This is a genomic window from Variovorax sp. KBW07 (assembly GCF_003852515.1).
Lineage (GTDB): Bacteria > Pseudomonadota > Gammaproteobacteria > Burkholderiales > Burkholderiaceae_C > Variovorax.
This window is the reverse complement of the sequence record NZ_QAJK01000044.1, coordinates 97,912-118,944: the sequence shown is the minus strand read 5'-3', so window position 1 is coordinate 118,944 and position 21,033 is coordinate 97,912. Positions and strand designations below refer to the sequence as shown.

Below are 21,033 nucleotides of genomic sequence, written 5' to 3'. Positions count from 1 at the left end.
CCATGGCATGACGACGACCGGCATTCCCCAGCTCGGCGACGTACGCAGCGGCAAGCTGGCCGGCAACATCACCGCGTTCGGCCGTGCATTGCGCCGCGCAGGCGTGCGCACCGACGCCATGCGCATCGCGCTCGCGGCCGAGGCGGCCACGCTGGTCGGCGTGGAAGACAAGCTCGACCTGAGCGCCGCGATGGAAGCCGTGATGGTGAGCCGCGAGCAAGACCGCATGGTGTTTCGCGAACTGTTCGACGCCTGGTTTCGCGACCCCGAGCTGGCCAACAAGCTGCTCGCGCAGATGCTGCCCAGCGCCGAAGGCAAGGCCGAGCCCTCGAAGCGGCGCCCGCGCGTACGCGAAGCGCTCTCGGCACCGCGCGATGCGGCCAGGCCGGCGCTCGCGGCCAAGCCCGACAAGGAGATCGAGTTCGATGCCGCCATGACATCGAGCGACCGCCAGCGCCTGCAGCATGCGGACTTCAACGCGCTCGGTGCTTCCGAATACCGGCTGGTCGAACGGCTGGCGCGAGACATCCGCCTGCCGATTCCCTCGTTGCCTTCGCGCCGCCTGCGCGTGGCCGGCGATGCGGGGCAGCAGCATGCGCGCATGCACTGGCCCGGCGTGCTGCACGAGGCCGCGCGCACCGGCGGCGAAATCTTGCGGCTGCCTCGGCTGGCCCGGCGCGAGCAGCCCTTGCCGCTGCTGGTGCTGGTCGATGTGTCGGGCTCGATGGAGCGCTATGCGCGGCTGCTGCTGGCGTTCCTGCATGCGTCCACGCGGCGGGCCGGGCGGCGCGACGTGTTTGCCTTCGGCACCCGCCTGACCGACCTGACGCCGGCCTTCCGGCTGGCCGACACCGACGCCATGCTGGGCGCCGCCAGCCTGGCCATCGACGATTTCGCGGGTGGCACGCGGCTTGGCAGTTCGCTGGCCGAGCTGCGCCGTGCCCATGCACGCCGCCTGACCGGCCGCCGCACGCTGGTGCTGGTGATCAGCGACGGCCTGGACACCGGCGAGCCTTCGGTGCTGGAAGACGAATTGCTGTGGCTCAAGCGCCATTCGCGCCGCCTGCTGTGGCTCAACCCGCTGCTGCGCTTCGAGGGCTACGTCCCTCTGGCGCGTGGGGCCGCCGTGCTGCACCGGCAAGCGGACGCGATGCTTGCGGTCCACAATCTCAGTGCGCTGGACCAACTGGCCGCCAGCCTCGCTGCCCTCATGCGGTCCGGCCGCTAGCCGGACACCAGCCACCCGACGCCTGACGCCAGACGCACAAAACGAAGGAAGACACGATGGAAATGCTTGGAAACCGCCGCCTGGGCGTCACGCAACAACAGGCCTGGGAAGCGCTCAACGACCCCGAGACGCTGAAGAAATGCATTCCCGGCTGCGACAAGTTCGAGCTGACGGGCGACAACACCTACAGCGTCGCGCTCGCGGTCAAGATCGGCCCGGTGTCGGCCAAGTTCAGCGGCAAGGTGATGCTGTCGGACATCGTGGCGCCTGACGGCTACAAGCTGACCTTCGAAGGGCAGGGCGGCGTGGCGGGGTTTGCCAAGGGGGCATCGAGCGTCACGCTGAGGCCGCTGGGGGCCGCGAATGGCGCGGCCGGTGCATCGCCTGCCGTGGACACATCCACTGCTGTTGCTGCCGCGCCTGCGGTGCCGATGGACGCATCCATCGCCCACGAGGCTGAAGCCGCATCGTCGCCAGCCGCAGCATCATCGGATGCGGCACCAGCGGCAGGCTGCGAACTCGACTACACCGTGCAGGCCCAGGTCGGCGGCAAGATCGCCCAGCTCGGCCAGCGCCTGATCGACGGCGCGGCCAAGTCCACGGCAGACGATTTCTTCAAGCGCTTCGAGGCCGAGATGCAAAGCCGCTACGGCCCGCCGCCCGCCGCGGCCGTGGAAGCGGCCGAGGCGCCGGCGGAAAAGACTGGCGTCATGTCGGGCCTGATGAAGAAGATCGGCCTCGGCAAGAAAGACGACAGCAAGGACGCGCCCGCATCGTCGGGCGACGCCAGCTAGCCACGGGTCCGCGCCATGGAAAACCTCGACGTCATGGTGCTGCGCACGCTGCGCGACTGGCGGCGTGCCGGCAAGCGTGCGCTGCTGGCCACCGTGGTGCGCACCTGGGGCTCGTCGCCGCGGCCGGTCGGCTCGATCATGGCGCTGGCGGAAGACGGCGCGGTGGTCGGCTCGGTGTCGGGCGGCTGCATCGAGGACGACCTCATCGCCCGCTACAGCCACGCCCACGGCAAGGGCGAAGACGTGCCGCTGGGCGCGCCCCCCGCGCTGGTCAAGTACGGCATCACGGCCGACGAGGCGCACCGCTTCGGCCTGCCCTGCGGCGGCACGCTGGAGTTGCTGCTCGAGTACGCGCCCGATGCCGATGCACTCGACACGCTGGTGACGCAGCTCGAGCAGGGCAAGCTCATGCGGCGCACGGTCACGCTGGCCAGCGGGGTCGTCGAACTCGCGGAAGCCACCGCGCCCGACGAGCTCACGGTGAACGACACCGAGCTCACCAACACCTTCGGCCCCGAGTACCGCATGCTGCTGATCGGCGCCGGCCAGCTGGCCGAATACCTCGCGACCATGGCCAAGTTCAGCGGCTTTGCCGTGACCCTGTGCGACCCGCGCGCCGAGTACCGCACCGCATGGTCATTGCCCGGCGTGCACATCACCACCGAGATGCCCGACGACGCGGTGCTGGCCTTCAGGCCCGACCGCCGCAGCTGCGTGGTGGCGCTCACGCACGACCCCAAGCTCGACGACCTGGCACTGCTCGAAGCCCTGCAGAGCGAGGCTTTCTACGTCGGCGCCATCGGCTCGCGCCGCAACGCCGATGCGCGGCGCGACCGCATGATCGAGCACTTCGACCAGACGGCCGAATCGCTCGCGCGGCTGCGCGGCCCCATCGGCATCTTCATCGGCAGCAAGACGCCGCCCGAGATCGCGGTGAGCGTGATGGCCGAGATACTGGCCGTGAAGAACGCGGTCACGCTGCCGCGCGAGGTCGAGGTGGCCCGCGCGAAGGAAATGCAGCACCTGCAGCCGAGCTGAGCCCGGCCGGGCCGGGGTGCCGGGTTGTGCCCCGGCGTTGCTACTCGACGCCCAGCAGATCGTAGATGCGGCGCACGTAGGCGCCGAACTCCGGGCTGGTCTTCACGTGCAGCTTGCGCGGCTCCGGCAGCTCGATGGGAAAGAAGTCGGCCATGCGTGCCGGCCCGGCCGTCAGCACGGCGCAATGTGAGCCCAGGAACACCGCCTCCTGGATGCTGTGCGTGACCACGATGAAGGTCTTGCGGCTCTGCTCCCAGATGCGCAGCATCTCCAGGTTCATCTTCTCGCGCGTGAGCGCATCGAGCGCGCCGAAGGGCTCGTCCATCAGCACCAGCTTCGGGTCGTGGATCAGCGCGCGTGCGATGGCGGCGCGCTGCTGCATGCCGCCCGACAGCTCGTAGGGCAGCTTGTCGGCAAAGCCCGTAAGGCCGACCATTTCGAGCAGTTCGTGCGCGCGCTTCACGGCGGCGCGCCGCTCCAGCCCGAGGATGTCCGCGGGCAGCAGCACGTTGTCGAGAATGGTGCGCCACTTCAGCAGCAGCGGTTGCTGGAACACCATGCCGACATCGCGGCCCGCATTGAAGCCGCGCCCGTCGGGCCCGCCGATCTCCAGCGTGCCGCCATCGTGGCCGTACAGGCCCGAAAGAATCTTCAGCAGCGTCGACTTGCCGCAGCCCGAGGGGCCGACCAGCGAGATCATGTCGCCCGCGTTCACGTCCATGGTGACGTCGGACACGGCCAGGAATTCTTCGTTGCGTTTGCGGTAGACCTTGCGCAGCTGCCGCATGCGGATCAGCGGCGTGGCCTGTTGCTGCTGTTGCGGCGAGAGAACCGCGCTCATGCCAGCCACCGTGCCAGGTTGTCGCGCACGAAGGCGTCGTCGCCCAGGTCGCCGTGCTGTCGGTAGACGCGATCGATTTCCGTCGACTGCCCCTTGCCCAGGCCTTCTTCGGGGTCGAGGCACCAGATGCCTTCGAGCAGGCCCTGGCGGCGCAGCACTTCGTGGCAGCCCGCGATGCAGCCGTGGAAGTTGTTGGCCACGTCGAAGAAGGCGGCGTTGCAGTCGGTCACGCGCGAGTCGAGCGCAAGCAGGGCGGGGCTCAGCGCGCCGCCGTTCGCCGCCAGCTCGGCCTTGATCTGCCGCAGCTGCTTGACCGCGCTCGATGTCCACACCGACCAGTGGCCCAGCAGCCCGCCCCGGAAGCGCACCTGCACCGGCGCACCGTCGCGCATGGCGGCAAAGGGCAGCGCCAGGTCGAGCACGATGTGGTCGTCGTTGCCGGTGTAGAGAAACACGCGCTCTTCGGCGCGTGCATCGACCAGCCCGCGCACCACGTCGATGGTGCGGTAGCGGTTGAACGGCGCGACCTTGATGGCCAGCACGTTCGGAATGAGCGCGAAGCGGCGCCAGAAGTCGCTCGACAGGATGGGGCCGCCGACCACGGTCTGCAGATAGAAGCCGATCAGCGGAATCTCCTGCGCCACGGCTTCGCAGTGCGCGATGAGTTCGTCTTCCGATGCGCTTGCGAGCGCAGCCAGGCTCAGCAGCCCCGCGTGATAGCCCAGTGACACTGCTGTGCGCGCTTCGGCCTGCGCCTGCGCGGTCGGGCCGCAGAGGCCGGCGATCATCGCCATTGGCCGGTCGCTCCATGCCAGGCGGTCTTGCATCGCGGCTTCCAGCACGGGCGCGTACAGGCCGCGTTCGCGGATGCTGAACTGCGTGGTGTGCACGCCCACCGCCAGCCCGCCCGCGCCGGCATCGACGTAGTAGCGGGTCAGCGTGCGCTGGCGCTTGCGGTCGAATTGGCGCGAGGCGTCGAGCGCGAGCGGATGCGCGGGAATCACCGTGCCTTGCGACAGCAGCGCAAGAACGTCGGCGGGAAGGTCGGAGCGGTTCAGTGGCATGTGCGGGTTCCTCAGCCGAACTCGGGGCCGGCGATGGCGTGGATGAAGGCGGGTTGGCCCGTGGGGGCGGTGGTGTTGTCGCGCGTGGCGAGCGCCATTCGTGCAAAGCCGCGCTGCGGCGTGAAGCCGGCGTTGCGCAGCGCCTGGGGCCATGACGGAGCGGCCGTCGGGCACGTCGATGTACAGGGCGCCGGCGATGCCGCGTGCCGCGTTGTGCATCAGCGTGGCCGCGGCGTGTTCGTCGGTGGACAGCAGCGGGCCGATCTGGTGGGCCTTGCGGCCGGCACGCACGAGGCCGAAGCCCAGGCCGTTGCGGATGCAATGGCTGCCTTCGCGGTCGAGCAGGTCGGCGAGCACGGCCGGGCGCGCGATGCCGAGCGCTTGCGCGTCGAGCGCGGCGAGGCTTTCGATGGGCGGCTTGTCCGACGCGGGCGCTTGCGCGGGCTCGGCGATGGCGTCGCGCTGCCAGCGTGTGAGCCGCCACAGGGGCGTGAAGCCGAAGCTTGCGTACAGCGGCTCGCCCTGCGGCGTGGCGTCGAGCATTGCGACGCGGCCACTGGCCTTCACCTGTTCAAGGCAGTGCGCGAACACCGCGCGGCCCAGGCCTTGTCCGCGCGCTGCGGGTGCGACGAGGATCATGCTGATCCAGGCGACGTTGCCCATGGGCAGCACGGCGCCGCTGGCGATGACCGTGCCGGCACCATCGCGCACCCCATGCAGCGAGCCAAGCCGCTCGAACAGCCGCCAGTCGCGTGCGGTCTGGTTCCACCCGCTGGCGGCGACCAGCGCGTCGAGCATCGGCGCGACGGCCGGTGTGATCGACGTGAGGGTTTCGACAACGGCAGCGGGCGTGGTCACGGCGTCAGTACTTTCCGTCGCGCGATTCGAACTTGGTGGGCTTGCCGTACTGGCGCTGCTCGCGCGAGATCCAGTCGGCAACCCAGCGGATCTGCTGCGCCAGCGGCACGCGCGGGTAGCCGAACAAGCGCTCGGCTTCGCCCGTGTTCATGAGCCACGCGGTCGGCGCTTCCTGCCCGCTGATGGCCACGGGCTTGTTGAACTGGCGCGCGAACTCTTCGGCGAGCCAGCGGATCGAGGTGGTCTCGGGTCCGCTCACGTTGAGCGGCGAGGTCGGCACCGTCGCGGCCGCAAGGCAGCGCAGCGCCTGCGCATTGGCGTCGCCCTGCCAGATCACGTTGACGTGGCCCATGGTCACGTCGACGGCATCGCCGCGCCAGACCTTGAGCGCCACGTCGGCCAGCACGCCATAGCGCAGGTCGATGGCGTAGCTCAGGCGGAACAGCCGGCCCGGCGTGCCGTGCTGCTGCGAGAAGTACTCGAACATGCGCTCGCGGCCCACGCACGAGTTGGCGTATTCGCCGGGCGGGTTGGGTGCATCGCTCTCGCTGGCGCCCTGGCTGGTCACCGGCACGAAGGGGTACACGCAAGCCGTCGAGAACGCGACGATGCGCGATTGGCTGAAGTGCTCCGCCACCAGCGCCGGCACGTGCGCGTTCATGGCCCAGGTGAGCGGGTTGTTGGCATCGGCGCCGAACTTGCGGCCGGCCATGAACACCACGTTGGCGCACTGCGGCAGCGCGGCGATGGCGTGGCGGTCGAGCAGGTCGCAGGCGATGGTCTCGATGCCGTGCGCTTCGAGTGCTTCGCGCACGCCGGCTTCGCTGAAGCGCGCCACGGCGATCACGCGGCGGCCGGGCATGGCGTTCTTCGCGAGGCGGGCCAGCGTCGGGCCCATCTTGCCGCCAACGCCCAGGATCATCAGGTCGCCGTCGATGCGCGCCATGTCGCGCACGAGGTCGCGCGAAGGGGTGGCCAGGTAGTCTTCCAGTGCGGCTTCGGTCTCGAAGCGCTCGGGAAAGGGAAGGTCGTCGAGGACTGGTGTGGTGGTCATTGGATTCTTGCGTCCTGGGTGATGAAGAGGCGCTCCAGCAGGAGCACCAGCAGGTAGAGCAGAACGCCCAGGCCCGTGATGAGCAGCACGGCCATGAAGACCGCGGGCGTGTCGAGCGACGCCTGGACCTGGATCATCAGGTAGCCCAGGCCGCGTTCGGAGGCGATGAATTCGCCGACCACCGCGCCCGCCACGGCGAGGATGGTGGCGACCTTCATGCCCGAGAACAGATAGGGCAGCGAGCCCGGCAGCTGGATGTAGCGGAACAGTTGCCAGCGCGAGCCCTTGAGCGCGCGCACCAGGTCGAGCAGTTCGGGCTCGGTCTCGTTGAGCCCGCGGATGGTGGTCAGCAGGATCGGGAAGAAGCACAGGCTGAAGGTGATGAGGATGTTCGGCCCGATGCCGTAGCTGAACCACACGATCACCAGCGGGCCCATGGCCACCTTGGGAATCATGTTCAGCGTGACCAGCAGCGGGAACGCCAGCAGCATCAGCCGGCGGCTGGTGATGAAGAGCAGCGCGCAAAGAATGCCGAGCACCAGCCCGAGCGCATAGCCGCCGAACACTTCGAGGGCGGTGACGCCGGTGTTCTTCAGCCAGCTGTAGTTGGGGTTGGCCAGCGTGGCCAGCACCTTGGAAGGGGCAGGGAGGATGAAGGGCTGGACCGCGAAGACCCGCACCACGATCTCCCACAGCGCAATGCCCACGAGGTGCACCGCGACCACGACGGCCCAGCGCTGCCATTCCGGGCTTTCGGGGCTTGCGGGGCGTTCACCCGCCAAGGGCGAAGGTGCGAGGGGCGCCAGAGCGCCATCAGGTGCCGTCATCTCAATTCCTGGGTCTAGGAAGCAATGCGGCGAATCATAGGATTCGCGCGGACCCGAGTCAACCAACTAGTTGATAATTTTTGAGATCAGGGCCGCAGGGCGTTCAGCGCGAACTCGATGACGTGCCGGCGGCGCTTGAGCAGCGCGCCGCGCGAGTCGAGCGCCTTGCCGAAGATGGCCGACAGCGTGTGGTTGTTGGAGAAGAAGAAATACGAGATGCCCGCGATCGAGATGTAGAGGTTGATGGCATCGAAGTCCGGCCGGAACATGCCGGCCGCCACACCGCGCTCCAGCGTGGCTTCGAGCATCTCGATGAAGGGCGAGTGCATCTTCTGCAGCCGCTCCGACTCGCGCAGGTGCGCGCCGTGGTTGCGGTTCTCGTCGGCCAGCAGCGCGATGAATTCGGGGTGCTCGGCCAGGTAGTCGAACGAGAACGCGACCAACTGGGCCATGGCCTCCATGGGTTCGAGCGCGCCCAGCGACAGCTTCTGTTCCTTCTCGCGGATTTCGGCGTAGACCGATTCGAGCGCCACCAGGTACAGGCCCTGCTTGCTGTCGAAGTAGTGATAGACCAGCTGCTTGTTGACGCCCGCGGCCGCGGCAATTTCGTCGACCCGCGCGCCCGCGAAACCCTTGGAGGCGAACTCCGCAACGGCCGCGGCGGTAAGGGCCTGCCGGGCGGCGACGGGATCGCGCTCGCGCTTGGCGGGGGCGGTGGCTGCGATGGGTGTGGAAGGAGATGCGGGCATGGTGGATGGATTCTGTCCTGTGGCGGGAGGCGGCAGGGAGCGCACTTATTGTCTATCAACCAAACAGTTGGTAATATGAATTTCAGGTTCTGTTTTTACCCCTTTTTGGAGTGACTCGCATGAAAAAGCTGTTGTCGGCCGCCGGCGCCACCGCACTGCTGATGGCTTCGGCCCCCACCGCGTTCGCGGCGGACGCCATGAGCCTGATGCTCAACTGGACACCCACGGCCGACCATGCGCCGCTGTACTACGCCAAGTCGAAGGGCTGGTACACCGAGGCCGGCATCGACCTGAGCATCGAGGCCGGCAAGGGCTCGGCCGTGGCGGCGCAGCGCGTGGGCACGGGCGGCAGCGACCTCGGTATTTCGGACCTGCCCACGACCATCCAGGCCAAGGGCAAGGGCGCCGACGTCAAGGCGCTGATGGTCATCTATGCCAACAGCCCGCAAGGCTTCTACTGGCTCAAGTCGTCAGGCATCGCGGGGCCGAAAGACTTTGCGGGCCGCAAGATCGGCAACCCGCCGGGCGACGCAGCGCGCCTGATGTGGCCGGCCTTCGCGAAGAAGGTGGGGCTCGACCCGGCCAGCGTGACCTTCGTCAACGTGAGCCCGCAGGCCAAGGTGGCGGCGCTGAAGAGCAAGTCGGTCGACATCATCAGCGACTTCTACAACGAGCACGACCTGAAGGCGCGCGAGTTCGGCGCCGACCTGGGCTTTCAGCCGTGGCGCGACGCGGGCGTGAACGTGTATGGCAACTCGCTGATCGTGAACGGCCCCTACCTTGCGAAGAACCCCGCGCAGGTGAAGAAGTTCGTGGCCGTGACGCAGCGCGCCTACGCGGCCTGCGTGAAAGATTTCGAGCCCTGCCTGCAGGCGCTGCAGGCCAGCGTGAGCGGCCTGACGCCCGACAACCAGCGCGACCAATGGAACCGCATCAAGCAGCTGATGCGCGACGACACCACGACCAAGGTGGCGCTGGGCGCCTTCGACGGGCAGCGCGTGAAGGCCGACTACGAGCTGGTGTCTTCGCTGATCGGCATCGACAAGCCTTTCGATCCGGCCACGCTCTTCACCAACGAGTTTCTCGACAAGGGCGTGCGCATGGCGCCCAACTGACGAGCGGCCGGGCCGAGCTGAATGCTCAGCTCAGCTCAGCCCGACTTGGCCTGGGGCGGCACGTTGCCGCCCTTTTGCCGTTCGCGGAACAGCGCGGCGCGCATCAGGAAGATGGTGGTGATCGGCGCGGTGAGCGCAATGAACAGCACGATCAGGATGGCGTGCAGGAACAGGCTGAAGCCCTGCACCGAAAAATAGACCATGGTGGCGACGCTCATGCACCACACGCCCACCGTGGCGCCCAGCGTGGGCGCGTGGATGCGGCGGAAGAAGTTGGGCAGCCGCACCAGGCCGAAGGAGCCGATGGCCGCGAAGGCCGCGCCCAGCACGGCGAACACCGCGGTCACGATTTCAGCCCACAGCGGCAGCGGGCCGACGATGAAGTCCGTCATGCTTGCCCCCACGCTCGGCACTTCGTGTCCTCGCTGCCCCCCAGGGGGGCGTTCGCTTGCTTGGGGCGGCCCGGCGCGGCGCTCATTCGATCACCTCCCCGCGCAGCAGAAACTTGGCCATGGCCGTCGACCCGACGAAGCCGAACAGCGCGGTGAGCATGGCCGCCTCGAAGTACACGTTGCTCGCGTAGATGATGCCGAGCACCAGCATCATGAGCATGCCGTTGATGTAGAGGCAGTCGAGCGCCATCACGCGGTCTTGCGCGCTGGGGCCGATCAGCAGGCGGGTCACGGCGCACAGCATGGCCACGGCCAGCAGGAAGAGCGCGAACTTCAGCGCCCAGAAGAGGATGGGTGTCATGACTCGAAGATCTCCATCAGGGGGCGTTCGTAGCGCCGCTTGATCATGGCGACGAACGCTGCCTCGTCGTCCAGGTCGAACACGTGGATCAGCAGCGTGGTGCGGTCGAACGCCACTTCGCCCCAGGCGGTGCCGGGCGTCAGGCACATGATCATGGCCAGCACGGCCAGGCCGTTGGGGTCGCGCATGTCGAGCGGGATCTGCACGAACTTCGAGCCGATGCGCGAGGTGCGCCGCGTGAGCAGCAGCCGCGCCACGTCGAATGCCGACTTCAGCATGTCGAAGGTGACGAGGATCGACAGGCGCAGCGCGACGCCGGGTCGGCGCATGCGCACGGCGGCGGGCCGCAGGCCCTTGGTGATCAGCGGAACGGCCACGGCCAGGATGACGGCCGACAACAGCGTGGCGGTCTCGAGCGATTGCTCCAGCAGCAGCCAGACGATGAACAGCGCGAAAGAGAGCGGCGGCGAAGGAATCAGGCGCTTCATGGCGCGGTGCCCTCCACCGCCTTGGCCGGCACGTTCACGGTCGCGGGCACGGGGTTGGGCACTTGCCTGGCGCCCAGCACGGCGTTGCGGTACGCGGTGGGCGTGAACAGCCCTTCGGCCGTGGCCTGCGCATGCCGCATGACCGGCTCGGCCCACACTGTCAGCGCCACGCAGGCCGCGAGCAGGGCGGCCACCGGCAGCACTTCGAGCGCGGGCAGCGAGGGCATGGTGGCGTGGGGCTGGGTCCAGAAATGGCGGATGCCGGTGCGGCTCAATGCAATGAGCGACAGGAAGCCGGAGACGATCAGCAGCGTCAGGAAGGTCCAGCCTGCAGCGGTAAGGCCTTGCGCGCCGAGCAGCCCCGAGAGCATGGCGAACTTGCCGACGAAGCCCGACAGCGGCGGCAGGCCCGCGAGCAGCAGCGTGCAGCCCATGAAGCTCAGGCCCAGGAAGGCGACGCCGGCGGGAATGGCGCGGCCGTAGAGCGCCTGTGCGTCGTCGTCGAGGTTCACGTCGGCCGGCGCGCTGAGGTCTTCGGAAAGAAAGGGCGCGTTGCCCGCCGCTTCGTGCGGCGCCACGCTCATGCCGGCATTGCGCCAGCGCTCGATCATGTCGATCAGCAAGAAGAAGGCACTGACCGCGAGCGTGGAGCTGAGCAGGTAGTAGAGCGCGCCAGCCCACACGGCGGGCTGGCCCAGGCCGACCGCCGCCAGCAGCGTGCCCGCCGACACCAGCACGCTGAAGCCCGCGAGGTTCGACAGCCGCTGCGTGCCGACGATGCCGATGGCGCCGACGAACAGCGTCGCCAGCCCGATGCCGACCAGCGCGGCCTGCCCGAAGGCGGCGGAAGCACCGGTGTCGGGCGCGAACAGCACGGTCCACAACCGCAACACCGTGTAGATGCCGAGCTTGGTCAGCAGCGCGAACACGGCCCCCACGGGCGACACCGCCGCACTGTAGGCCGGCACCAGCCAGAAGTTGAGCGGCCACGCGCCCGCCTTGGCGAAGAACGCGGTCGCAAGAATGGCCGCCGCCGCATGCACCAGTCCGCGGTCGCCCGGCGCCAGTTCGGCGATGCGCACGCCGAGGTCGGCCATGTTGAGCGTGCCGGTCACGCCGTAGAGGATGGCCGCGCCAATAAGGAACAGCGACGAGGCCGCGAGGTTGATCGCGATGTAGTGCAGCCCGGCCTGCACCCGAAGCCGGCCCGAGCCGTGCAGCAGCAGGCCGTAGGACGCCGCGAGCATCACCTCGAAGAAGACGAACAGGTTGAACAGGTCGCCCGTGAGAAAGGCGCCGTTCAGGCCCATCAGCTGCAACTGCAGCAGCGGGTGGAAGTGCACGCCCGCGCGGTCCCAGCGCGAGGTGGAATAGATCGACGCGGCAAAGGCGATGACGCCCGTGAGCGCGACCATCATGGTGGAGAGCCGGTCGGCCACCAGCACGATGCCGAAGGGCGCGCGCCAGTTGCCGGGCAGGTACACGCCGATGGAGCCGGGGCCGCCGCCGGTGTCGGCCGCGTTGACCCAGCGCAGCAGCGCCAGCGCAGCGAGCAAGCCGATGAGGCCCGAGACCACGCTCAGCGCCGACTTGGTGCGGCGCCGGTTCTCGCCCAGCAGCAGCATGAGCGCGGCCGTGAGCATGGGCACGAGGATCGGCACCGCCACCAGGTGCGGCATGCTGAATTCGAGCAGCCGGTCGAGCAGGTGGAAGACTTCTTTCATTCCGCCGCCCCCCGCTCTTCACCGTCCACGTGGTCGGTGCCGGTGAGGCCGCGCGAGGCGAGCATGACGACCAGGAACAGCGCGGTCATGGCGAAGCCGATGACGATGGCGGTCAGCACCAGCGCCTGCGGCATGGGGTCGGCGGTGTTGGCCAGCGTGGCGGTGAAGCCCTTGACGAGCACCGGCTCGCTGTCGACCTTGAGCCGGCCCATGCTGAAGATGAACAGGTTGACCGCGTAGGAGATGAGGGTCAGGCCCATGATGACCTGGAAGGTGCGCGGGCGCAGCAGCAGGTAGACCCCGGAGCCGGTCAGCACGCCGATGGCGAGTGCGAGCACGATTTCCATCAGCGGGCTCCCTCAGCGGAGCTGGTAGCGGCTGCTGCGGCTGCTGCCGCGGCGGCTTCTTCGGCGGCGGCCTTGGCCTCCGCTTCTTTCTCGGCTTGTTCGTCGGCCCAGCGGTGGCTGCGTATCGACTGGTGGGCCAGCGCGGTAAGGATCAGCATGGTGGCGCCGAGCACCAGCGCGAACACGCCGATGTCGAAGAAGAGGGCGCTGGGCACGTGCACTTCGCCCAGCAGCGGCAGGTGCAGGTGCGCGGTGTGCGTGGTCAGGAAGGGGTAGCCGAACACCACCGCGCCGCCGCCGGTGGCCAGCGCGAACAGCAGGCCGATGGCGATCCAGCGGCGCGGATAGATGCGCAGGTGCTCTTCGACCCACTCGGTGCCCGAGACGATGAACTGCAGCACCAGCGCGACCGACATCACCAGCCCCGCGACGAAGCCGCCGCCGGGTGCGTTGTGTCCGCGCATGAAGAAGTACACCGACACCAGCACCGCCAGCGGCAGCACCAGCCGCACCAGCACGGCCGGCACCATCAAATAGCCGACGGCCGTGTCCTTGGCCAGGCGCGGGTTCAGCAGGTCGCTGCTGCCGTCGTCGACCTGCTGGCGCTGCTGCACGGGCAGGGCCATCGATTCGATGGCCGGGCGAAAGCGGCGCAGCAGTGCATACACGGTGAGCGCCACGATGCCGAGCACGGTGATCTCGCCGAAGGTGTCGAAGCCGCGGAAGTCGACCAGCATCACGTTGACCACGTTGGTGCCGCCGCCTTCGGTGAGCGCGCGCTCCAGGAAGAAGGGCGAGATGCTCTGCGGGAAGGTGCGCGTCATCATGGCCCAGGCCAGCGCGGCCATGCCGCAGCCGGCAATGGTGGCCACCAGCAGGTCGCGGCCGCGGCGGCCCCACGGGCGCAGCCGCATGCGCGCGGGTTGCACCACATCCTTGCTGCGCATCGGCAGCCAGCGCAGGCCCAGCAGGATGAGCACGGTGGTCACGGCCTCGACCACCAGTTGGGTCAGAGCCAGGTCGGGCGCCGAGAACCAGATGTAGGTCACGCAAGACACCAGGCCCGCAGCCGCGGCGAGCATCAGCGCGGCCAGCCGGTGGAACTTGGCCTGCCACGCCGCGGCCAGCGCGCAGGTGCCGCCGATGAGCCATGTCATCGCGAACATCGGCGAGAACGGCAACAGCTCGCGCGTACCGGGCGCGGCCGGGGTGACCCACATCGCGGCGGTGGCGCCGCTGACGGCCACCAGCACCAGCAGCAGCAGCTGCCATTGCATGCGGCGCGTGCCGAACAGGCGGCGGCTGCGGCGGCCGGCCTCGCTCAGCAGCGCCAGCAGGTGCTCGAAGATGACTTGCCCGTCGAAGCGGTGCAGCAGCGGCGTGTGCTCCAGGCCGCCCGCCGCTCGCCGCCGGCGCTGCAGCAGATAAAGAACGCCGCCGCCCACCAGCGCCACGAAGCTCATCACCAGCGGCAGGTTGAAGCCGTGCCACACGGCCAGGCTGTATTCGGGCAGCGTGCCGCCGACCACCGGCGTGGCGGCCGCCGCGAGCATCGGGCCGACCGACCAGGCGGGTGCCACGCCCACCACCAGGCACAGCAGCACCAGCAGCTCGACCGGCACGCGCATCCAGTGCGGGGGCTCGTGCGGATGCTTGGGCACGTCGTCGCCGCAGGGCGGGCCGAAGAACACGTCGAACACGAAGCGCGCCGAATAGGCCACGCTGAAGATGCCGGCCAGCGTGGCGATGACGGGCAGGCTGAAATCGACCCAGGGCGTGGCCTGGATGAAGACCGTCTCGGCGAAGAACATTTCCTTCGAGAGAAAGCCGTTGAGCAGCGGCACGCCGGCCATCGAGGCGCTGGCGATGATGGCCAGCGTGCCGGTGATGGGCATCAGCCGCATCAGGCCGCTGAGCTTGCGGATGTCGCGCGTGCCGGTTTCATGGTCGATGATGCCGGCCGCCATGAACAGCGAGGCCTTGAAGGTCGCGTGGTTCATGACATGGAACACCGCCGCCACCGCCGCCAGCGGGCTGTTCAGGCCGAGCAGCAGCGTGATGAGGCCGAGGTGCGAAATGGTCGAGTAGGCCAGCAGCGCCTTCAGGTCGCGCTGGAACATGGCGATGAAGCCGCCGAGCAGCAGCGTGATGGCGCCCGCGCCGCCGACCATCCAGAACCACTGCTCGGTGCCCGACAGCACGGGCCACAGCCGCGCCATGAGGAACACGCCGAGCTTCACCATGGTGGCCGAGTGCAGGTAGGCCGACACCGGCGTGGGCGCGGCCATGGCGCGCGGCAGCCAGAAGTGGAACGGGAACTGCGCGCTCTTGGTGAAGGCGCCGAGCAGCACCAGCACCAGCACCAGCGGGTAGAGCGCGTGGGCGCGAATGAGGTCGCCCGAGGCCAGCACCACGTCGAGCTCGTAGCTGCCGACGATGCGGCCCAGCACCAGCACGCCGGCCAGCAGGCACAGCCCGCCCGCGCCGGTGACGGTGAGCGCCATGCGCGCGCCGCGCCGGGCGTCGCGCCGGTGGTGCCAGTAGCCGATGAGCAGGAAAGAGAAGAGGCTGGTGAGCTCCCAGAAGAGCACCATCTGGATGAGGTTGCCCGAGAGCACCACGCCCATCATCGCGCCCATGAACGCGAGGAAGAACGAGAAGAAGCGCGGCACCGGGTCGGAGGACGACATGTAGTAGCGCGCATACAGCACCACCAGCGCGCCGATGCCCAGCACCAGCATGCAGAACAGCCATGCGAAGCCGTCCATGCGGAACACGAGGTTCAGGCCCAGGGCCGGCAGCCATTCGATTTCTTGCCGCAGCACGTTGCCGTTGGCGACCTGCGGAAAGAACCATGCGGCCTGGATGGCGCAGCCGAGTGCGACGAGCCCGGCAAGGGTCGACTCCCTGTTGCGCGCGTTGGAAGGCATCAACGCGGCCAGCACGCTGGCAATGAAGGGGAGAGCGACGAGAAAGACCAGGGGCATTGTGGTCAATTCTATCGACCGACCCCTGCGCCGCCCTTAGATATAACCGCAGGAGGTCAGGCGGTTTTCATGAGGCGGTCAACCCGAGAAGGCCTGCACGGTGCGGATGCCGAGCCACGTCAGGAACAGGGAGCCGCCAAGATGCGCCGCCGCCGTGAGCATTGCCACGCCGATGCGGCCTTCGAGCAGCATGCCCGTGACCTCGGCCGAAAAGCTGGAGAAGGTCGTGAGCCCGCCCAGGAAGCCGGTCACCAGGGCCAGGCGCCAGACCGGATCGAGATTGGGCAGGAGCTGGAATGTGGCAATGGCCAGTCCGATGAGGTAGCCCCCGATCAGGTTGGCGGCCAGCGTGCCCCAGGGCATGAGTCCGCCGGCGCCGAACCAGAGGGCAAGGCCCCAGCGGGACAGGGCGCCCACCGAGGCGCCGATGCAGATGGCAAGAACCGGAAGCAGCATCTGCCTATTGTCCGGGCACTTGTTGCCATGATCCTGAATGGGTCAGGAGGCCATGATTTCTTTTCGTGGAACACCGAGGAACCGGCTTTGCCGGGCCTCTGGTGTTGCCCCCGGTAGGGGGTTGGAGAAGCGACACGAAGTGCGCGAAGCCTGGGGGCGAGCTCAATTTCAGGGTGCCATCTGTTGTGGCAGCCAGGTCACCAGCTGCGGCACGAAGTAGATGAGCAGCACGGCGGCCACCATGAGGAAGAACATGGGCAGCGTGACGCGTGCGATGTAGAGCAGGTCTTTCCCGGTCATGCCCTGCAGCACGAACAGGTTGAAGCCCACCGGCGGCGTGATCTGCGCCATCTCGACCACCAGCACGATGAAGATGCCGAACCAGACCGGGTCGATGCCCGCCGCGGTGACGGTCGGCATGATCACGCCCATGGTCAGCACCACCATCGAGATGCCGTCGAGGAAGCAGCCGAGCACGATGTAGAACGCCGCCAGCATCAGGATGAGCTGGAACTTCGACAGGCCGAGCGAGCCGATCCATTCGGCCAGGTGCCGCGGCAGGCCGATGTAGCCCATGGCCAGCGTGAGGAAGGCCGCGCCCGCGAGGATCAGCGCCATCATGCAGTACAGGCGCGTGGCGCCGAGCAGCGCTTCCTTGAAGCTGTGCCAGTTCAGCGAGCCCTGCACGCCGGAGATGACCATCGCGCCGACCACGCCCACGGCCGCCGCCTCGGTGGCGGTGGCGATGCCCGCGTAGATGGAGCCGAGCACCGACAGGATGAGCAGCGCCACCGGAATCAGCGACATCGAGGCCTTGAGCTTTTCCCGGAACGGCAGCTTGGCGTCGGCCGGTGGCACAAGGCCCGGGTTGCGCAAGGCCCAGAACACGATGTAGCCCGAGAACAGCAGCGCGAGCATGATGCCCGGGATGACGCCCGCGATGAACAGCCGCGCGATCGACACGTCCGCGCTCACCCCGTAGACGATCATGATGATCGAGGGCGGGATCAGCAGGCCGAGCGTGCCGGCGCCGGCGAGCGTGCCGATCACCATGTCGTCGGGGTAGCCGCGCCGCTTGAGTTCGGGCAGGCTCATCTTGCCGATGGTGGCGCAGGTGGCGGCGCTGGAGCCCGACACCGCCGCGAACACGGCACAGCCCACCACGTTGGTGTGCAGCAGCCGGCCCGGCAGGCTCTGCATCCAGGGTGCCAGGCCCTTGAACATGTCCTGCGAGAGCCGCGTGCGGAACAGGATCTCGCCCATCCACACGAACAGGGGCAGCGCGGTGAGCGTCCAGCTGGAGGCCGAGCCCCAGATGGTCACGGCCATGGCGTCTCCGGCGGGGCGGGACGAGAAGATCTGCATGGCGATCCAGGCCACGCCCGAGAGCGTGAGGCCGATCCAGACGCCGCTGCCCAGGATCAGGAAAAGCGCGGCAATCAGCAGGCCCGCAACGGCAATGTCACTCATGGCGCAGCGCCTCCGTTTCGACCGGCTTGGCCGGCCTGCCTCGCCACTCGATGACGAACTCGTCGAACGCCGCGATGGCGAACACCAGCGTGCCGATGGCCATGGAGAGTTGCGGCAGCCAGAGCGGTGTGGCGTCGTTGCCCGTGGAGATGTCGTGGAAGTCGAAAGACTGCCATGCAAGCCGCGCGCTGTACCACGCGAACAGCACCGCGAGCAGCGCGCTCGCGGCCATGGCCCAGCGTTCGAGCCAGCGCTGCGCCGCCGGCGACAGGTTCTGCAGGATCAGCGTCACGCGGATGTGCTCGCCGCGCTTGAGCGTGTGCGCGAGCGCAAGAAAACCTGCGCCGGCCATCATGTAGCCGGCATATGCATCGATGCCAGGAACGTTGAAATGAAGCTGCCGCCCGATGATGGAGAGAAGCACCATCACCAGCAGGCCGATCATGAAAAGCGCCGCCAGAGCGGCGGCGCTGTTGTAGAGAAAATCAAGTGTCTTGCGCATCGGATGCTGTTCGGCGGTGCGTCGTCACATCTTCTTGTACGAATCGACCACCGCCTGGCCTTCGGCCCCCGACTTGTCGAGCCATTCCTTGATCATGGTGTCGCCGACCTTCTTCATGTCGGCCTTGAGCGCCGCGGATGGCACATGCACCGTCATGCCGTTCTTCTTCAGCAGGTCGAGGTACTCGAGGTTCTTTTTCCTGGACAGTTCCCAGCCGCGCTTTTCCGCATCGGCCGCGGCCTTGAGAACGGCGTCCTGGGTGGGCTTGTCGAGTGCGTCGAAGGCCTTCTTGTTCATGAGCACCGCGTTCTTCGGCAGCCAGGCCTGGGTGTCGTAGAAGTTCTTGATGTATTCGTAGGTCTTGGTGTCGTAGCCCGTGGAGCCCGACGACATGTACGACTCGATCACGCCGGTGGCCATGGCCTGCGACAGCTCGGCCTGCTGCACCGTGACCGGCTGCGCGCCGACCAGTTCACCGATGCGGGCGGTGGCGGGGCTGTAGGCACGCCACTTCACGCCCTTGAGGTCGGCGGCCGAGGCAATTTCCTTCTTGACGAAGATGCCCTGCGGTGGCCACGCGACGGTGTACAGCAGTGCGATGCCCTGTTCCGCCAGCTTCTTTTCGAGCACCGGCTTTTGCGCCTGGTAGAGCTTCCATGCGGCGTCGTAGCTGTCGGCCAGGAAGGGAATGCCGTCGGCACCGAACATCTGCCACTCGTTCTGGTAGTTCACCAGCAGGATCTCTCCGAGTTGCGCCTGGCCGCCTTGCACCGCCCGCTTGATCTCCGGGGCCTTGAACAGCGAGGCATTGGAGTGCACCGTGATCTTGAGCTTGCCGCCGCTGCCCTTGTCGACGTCGCCGGCGAACTGGGTGAGGTTCTCGGTGTGGAAGTTGCTCGCCGGGTAGGCGGTGGGCAAGTCCCACTTGGTCTGTGCGAATGCCGCGACGCCGAGGGTGAGGCCGGCAATGGCAATACCGAACTTGTGATGCATGAGTGCGCTCCGGAACGGGTTGATAGCGAAACCGAAAGAAGCATACGAGCAAATTCCAGGCCACTTCCTGAGGCATTTCCCTGCCATCGCGGCGCGTCGAAGCGCGGTAGGGCCCGCCAACGTTCCGCTGAAGGCAGCGCGTCGGCATTGACGAAGGCGGCATGCAGGGCCACCATGGGGCGTTGCTGTCCGCGCCCATCAGGCGGCCGACTTGTCGGGGAGATCTGGCTCACTTCCAAGGAGATCCCATGGCTGAAAGCGACAAGGTGTTCTCGGGTTCGATCCCGAAGTTCTACGACACGCTGATGGTCCCGCTGATCTTCGATGCCTATGCCACCGACATGGCGCAGCTCGTCGCGGTCTCGTCACCCGGCGCGGTGCTTGAAACGGCGGCCGGCAGCGGCGTGGTCACGCGCGCGCTTGCGCCACAACTGGGTGCCGATGCACGCTACGTGGTGACCGACCTCAACCAGCCCATGCTGGACTACGCCGCCGCCCGGCAGGGGGCCGACAACCGCATCGAATGGCAGCAGGCGGACGCGCTTGCCCTGCCGTTCGACGATGGCTCGTTCGACGTCGTCTGCTGCCAGTTCGGCGCCATGTTTTTCCCCAACCGGGTCACCGGCTATGCGGAGGCGCGCCGCATGCTGAAGCCAGGTGGGCGCTTTGTCTTCAGTGTCTGGGACCGCATCGAAGAGAACGCCTTTGCCGATGAGGTCACCAACGCCGTCGCCCTGGTGTTTCCGCACGACCCTCCGCGATTCCTGGCCCGCACGCCGCATGGCTATCACGATGTCGCACTGATCCGCGAGGACTTGCGCCGCGCGGGGTTCACCGACATCAAGATCGACACGCGCGAGAAGCTGAGTCGCGCGCCCTCGGCACGCGATGTTGCCACCGCCTATTGCCAGGGCACGCCACTGCGCAATGAAATCGAGGCGCGCGATGCCGGCTTGCTTCAGCTCGCAACGGACCGTGCGACGCAGGCGATTGCCAGCCGCTGTGGTCAAGGCCCGGTGGCCGGCAAGATCCAGGCGCATGTGATCGTGGCGGCGGGATAGCGGGTCCCGGCGCGGGATCGACAGCGGCTCACGCTTGCAACACAGCCCGCGGGTGATGAAGGGCCTCTCCTTGGGGATGCAAGGTCACGGCCGCCAACCACACGTTGCGTTCACGTCGCCTTGATGGCCTCGACCGATGGGCTCTTCGCCTGCGCGTGCTGCGCGAACCAGATGCTGCAGATCACCAGGACCAGGCCCGCGATCTGAGCTGGCGTCAGCGTCTGGTCCAGGAACACCGCGCCGAGCACGACGGCGGCCAGGGGACTCAGAAAGCCCAGCGACGACACGACGGACGCGTCCAGCCGCGCGATGCCGCGGAACCACAGGACGTAGGTCAGCGCAGCGCCGACGAGGCCGAGCCAGGCCAGGCCCAGCAGGTTGTTCGCGGTGAGGGGCGGCAGCACGGGGTCGAGCGCCAGCGACACCGGCACGAGCAGGAGGCCGCCCGCTGTCAGCTGCCACGCGGTTGATGTGAGCAGCGAGACCGGTGGTTGCCAGCGTCGGCTCAGCACGGTCCCGCAGGCCATGGATGCGGCGCCCGCGAAGCCGGCGGCGATGCCGGCGGCATCGAGGGCCGCGTTCGGCGCCAGCACCATCAGTGCGACGCCGCAAAGCCCGACCAGCGCCGCGGTGATCGACAGCAAGCGAATGGGCGCGCCCAGGAGGAACGAGGCCAACACGATC

At 67.9% G+C, this 21,033-nt stretch carries 21 protein-coding genes; 5 read left to right on the top strand and 16 right to left on the bottom strand.

The features are described 5' to 3' along the window. The first annotated feature begins 7 nt into the window (after positions 1-7). The 3 genes from DBV14_RS09875 to DBV14_RS09865 are packed head-to-tail and all read left to right on the top strand — an operon-like array spanning position 8 to position 3,060. Complete coding sequence (locus DBV14_RS09875) at positions 8-1,228, top strand: VWA domain-containing protein (protein ID WP_124459007.1); 1,221 nt, start codon at positions 8-10, stop codon at positions 1,226-1,228. A gap of 56 nt (positions 1,229-1,284) precedes the next feature. Further along, complete coding sequence (locus tag DBV14_RS09870) at positions 1,285-2,022, top strand: CoxG family protein (RefSeq protein WP_124459006.1); 738 nt, start codon at positions 1,285-1,287, stop codon at positions 2,020-2,022. A gap of 15 nt (positions 2,023-2,037) precedes the next feature. Next, entirely contained in the window at positions 2,038-3,060 is a 1,023-nt protein-coding gene (locus DBV14_RS09865) for an XdhC family protein (RefSeq protein ID WP_124459005.1), read from the top strand. 40 nt (positions 3,061-3,100) lie between these two features. Here DBV14_RS09865 and DBV14_RS09860 read toward each other — a convergent pair whose 3' ends face one another. The 5 genes from DBV14_RS09860 to DBV14_RS09840 form a co-directional block, all read right to left on the bottom strand. Then, positions 3,101-3,901 carry an ABC transporter ATP-binding protein gene (locus DBV14_RS09860; protein ID WP_124459004.1) on the bottom strand — a complete coding sequence of 267 codons (801 nt, stop codon included), beginning with the start codon at positions 3,899-3,901 and terminating at the stop codon, positions 3,101-3,103. Next, positions 3,898-5,823 carry a GNAT family N-acetyltransferase gene (locus tag DBV14_RS09855; RefSeq protein WP_124459003.1) on the bottom strand — a complete coding sequence of 642 codons (1,926 nt, stop codon included), beginning with the start codon at positions 5,821-5,823 and terminating at the stop codon, positions 3,898-3,900. Before DBV14_RS09855 ends, DBV14_RS09860 begins: the two co-directional genes overlap by 4 nt. A gap of 4 nt (positions 5,824-5,827) precedes the next feature. Beyond that, positions 5,828-6,877 (bottom strand): NAD(P)-dependent oxidoreductase, encoded by a 1,050-nt coding sequence (locus DBV14_RS09850; protein WP_124459002.1) that lies wholly within the window; start codon positions 6,875-6,877, stop codon positions 5,828-5,830. Continuing rightward, positions 6,874-7,704 (bottom strand): ABC transporter permease, encoded by an 831-nt coding sequence (locus DBV14_RS09845; RefSeq protein ID WP_124459001.1) that lies wholly within the window; start codon positions 7,702-7,704, stop codon positions 6,874-6,876. Before DBV14_RS09845 ends, DBV14_RS09850 begins: the two co-directional genes overlap by 4 nt. Before the next feature lie 86 nt (positions 7,705-7,790). Then, positions 7,791-8,453, bottom strand: a complete 663-nt coding sequence (locus DBV14_RS09840; protein ID WP_124459000.1) for a TetR family transcriptional regulator — start codon at positions 8,451-8,453, stop codon at positions 7,791-7,793. Positions 8,454-8,572: 119 nt separating this feature from the next. Here DBV14_RS09840 and DBV14_RS09835 point away from each other — a divergent pair, with 119 nt between their 5' ends. Then, positions 8,573-9,568: an ABC transporter substrate-binding protein gene (locus DBV14_RS09835; protein WP_185545982.1), complete on the top strand. Its 996-nt coding sequence runs from the start codon at positions 8,573-8,575 to the stop codon at positions 9,566-9,568. A 35-nt stretch (positions 9,569-9,603) separates the two neighbouring features. Here the strand turns inward: DBV14_RS09835 and mnhG are convergent, their stop codons facing one another. From mnhG to DBV14_RS09785, 10 genes are all read right to left on the bottom strand, one after another. Further along, entirely contained in the window at positions 9,604-9,960 is a 357-nt protein-coding gene (mnhG, locus tag DBV14_RS09830; protein ID WP_124458999.1) for a monovalent cation/H(+) antiporter subunit G, read from the bottom strand. Between the two features lie 82 nt (positions 9,961-10,042). Beyond that, entirely contained in the window at positions 10,043-10,321 is a 279-nt protein-coding gene (locus tag DBV14_RS09825) for a K+/H+ antiporter subunit F (protein WP_124458998.1), read from the bottom strand. Further along, positions 10,318-10,809, bottom strand: a complete 492-nt coding sequence (locus DBV14_RS09820; protein WP_124458997.1) for a Na+/H+ antiporter subunit E — start codon at positions 10,807-10,809, stop codon at positions 10,318-10,320. The genes DBV14_RS09825 and DBV14_RS09820 overlap by 4 nt, the downstream gene beginning before the upstream one ends. Beyond that, positions 10,806-12,533, bottom strand: coding sequence for a monovalent cation/H+ antiporter subunit D (locus DBV14_RS09815; RefSeq protein WP_124458996.1), 1,728 nt, complete (start codon positions 12,531-12,533; stop codon positions 10,806-10,808). The genes DBV14_RS09820 and DBV14_RS09815 overlap by 4 nt, the downstream gene beginning before the upstream one ends. Further along, complete coding sequence (locus tag DBV14_RS09810) at positions 12,530-12,880, bottom strand: Na+/H+ antiporter subunit C (RefSeq protein WP_124458995.1); 351 nt, start codon at positions 12,878-12,880, stop codon at positions 12,530-12,532. Before DBV14_RS09810 ends, DBV14_RS09815 begins: the two co-directional genes overlap by 4 nt. Further along, positions 12,880-15,867 (bottom strand): monovalent cation/H+ antiporter subunit A, encoded by a 2,988-nt coding sequence (locus DBV14_RS09805; RefSeq protein ID WP_124458994.1) that lies wholly within the window; start codon positions 15,865-15,867, stop codon positions 12,880-12,882. The genes DBV14_RS09810 and DBV14_RS09805 overlap by 1 nt, the downstream gene beginning before the upstream one ends. Positions 15,868-15,945: 78 nt before the next feature. Continuing rightward, the gene (crcB, locus tag DBV14_RS09800; RefSeq protein WP_124458993.1) at positions 15,946-16,323 is read right to left on the bottom strand and encodes a fluoride efflux transporter CrcB; all 378 of its coding nucleotides are present in this window, start codon (positions 16,321-16,323) and stop codon (positions 15,946-15,948) included. A gap of 168 nt (positions 16,324-16,491) precedes the next feature. Further along, positions 16,492-17,793: a TRAP transporter large permease gene (locus DBV14_RS09795; protein ID WP_124458992.1), complete on the bottom strand. Its 1,302-nt coding sequence runs from the start codon at positions 17,791-17,793 to the stop codon at positions 16,492-16,494. Beyond that, positions 17,786-18,295, bottom strand: a complete 510-nt coding sequence (locus tag DBV14_RS09790) for a TRAP transporter small permease (RefSeq protein WP_124458991.1) — start codon at positions 18,293-18,295, stop codon at positions 17,786-17,788. Before DBV14_RS09790 ends, DBV14_RS09795 begins: the two co-directional genes overlap by 8 nt. A gap of 24 nt (positions 18,296-18,319) precedes the next feature. Next, a complete protein-coding gene (locus DBV14_RS09785; RefSeq protein WP_124458990.1) occupies positions 18,320-19,288 on the bottom strand; it encodes a TRAP transporter substrate-binding protein in 969 nt (322 codons plus the stop codon). 248 nt (positions 19,289-19,536) lie between these two features. Between DBV14_RS09785 and DBV14_RS09780 the strand changes: the two genes are divergently transcribed. Next, positions 19,537-20,349, top strand: coding sequence for a class I SAM-dependent methyltransferase (locus tag DBV14_RS09780; protein WP_124458989.1), 813 nt, complete (start codon positions 19,537-19,539; stop codon positions 20,347-20,349). 110 nt (positions 20,350-20,459) lie between these two features. Here DBV14_RS09780 and DBV14_RS09775 read toward each other — a convergent pair. Beyond that, on the bottom strand, positions 20,460-21,033 hold a 574-nt coding region (locus DBV14_RS09775), incomplete at its 5' end, for a DMT family transporter (RefSeq protein ID WP_260396890.1).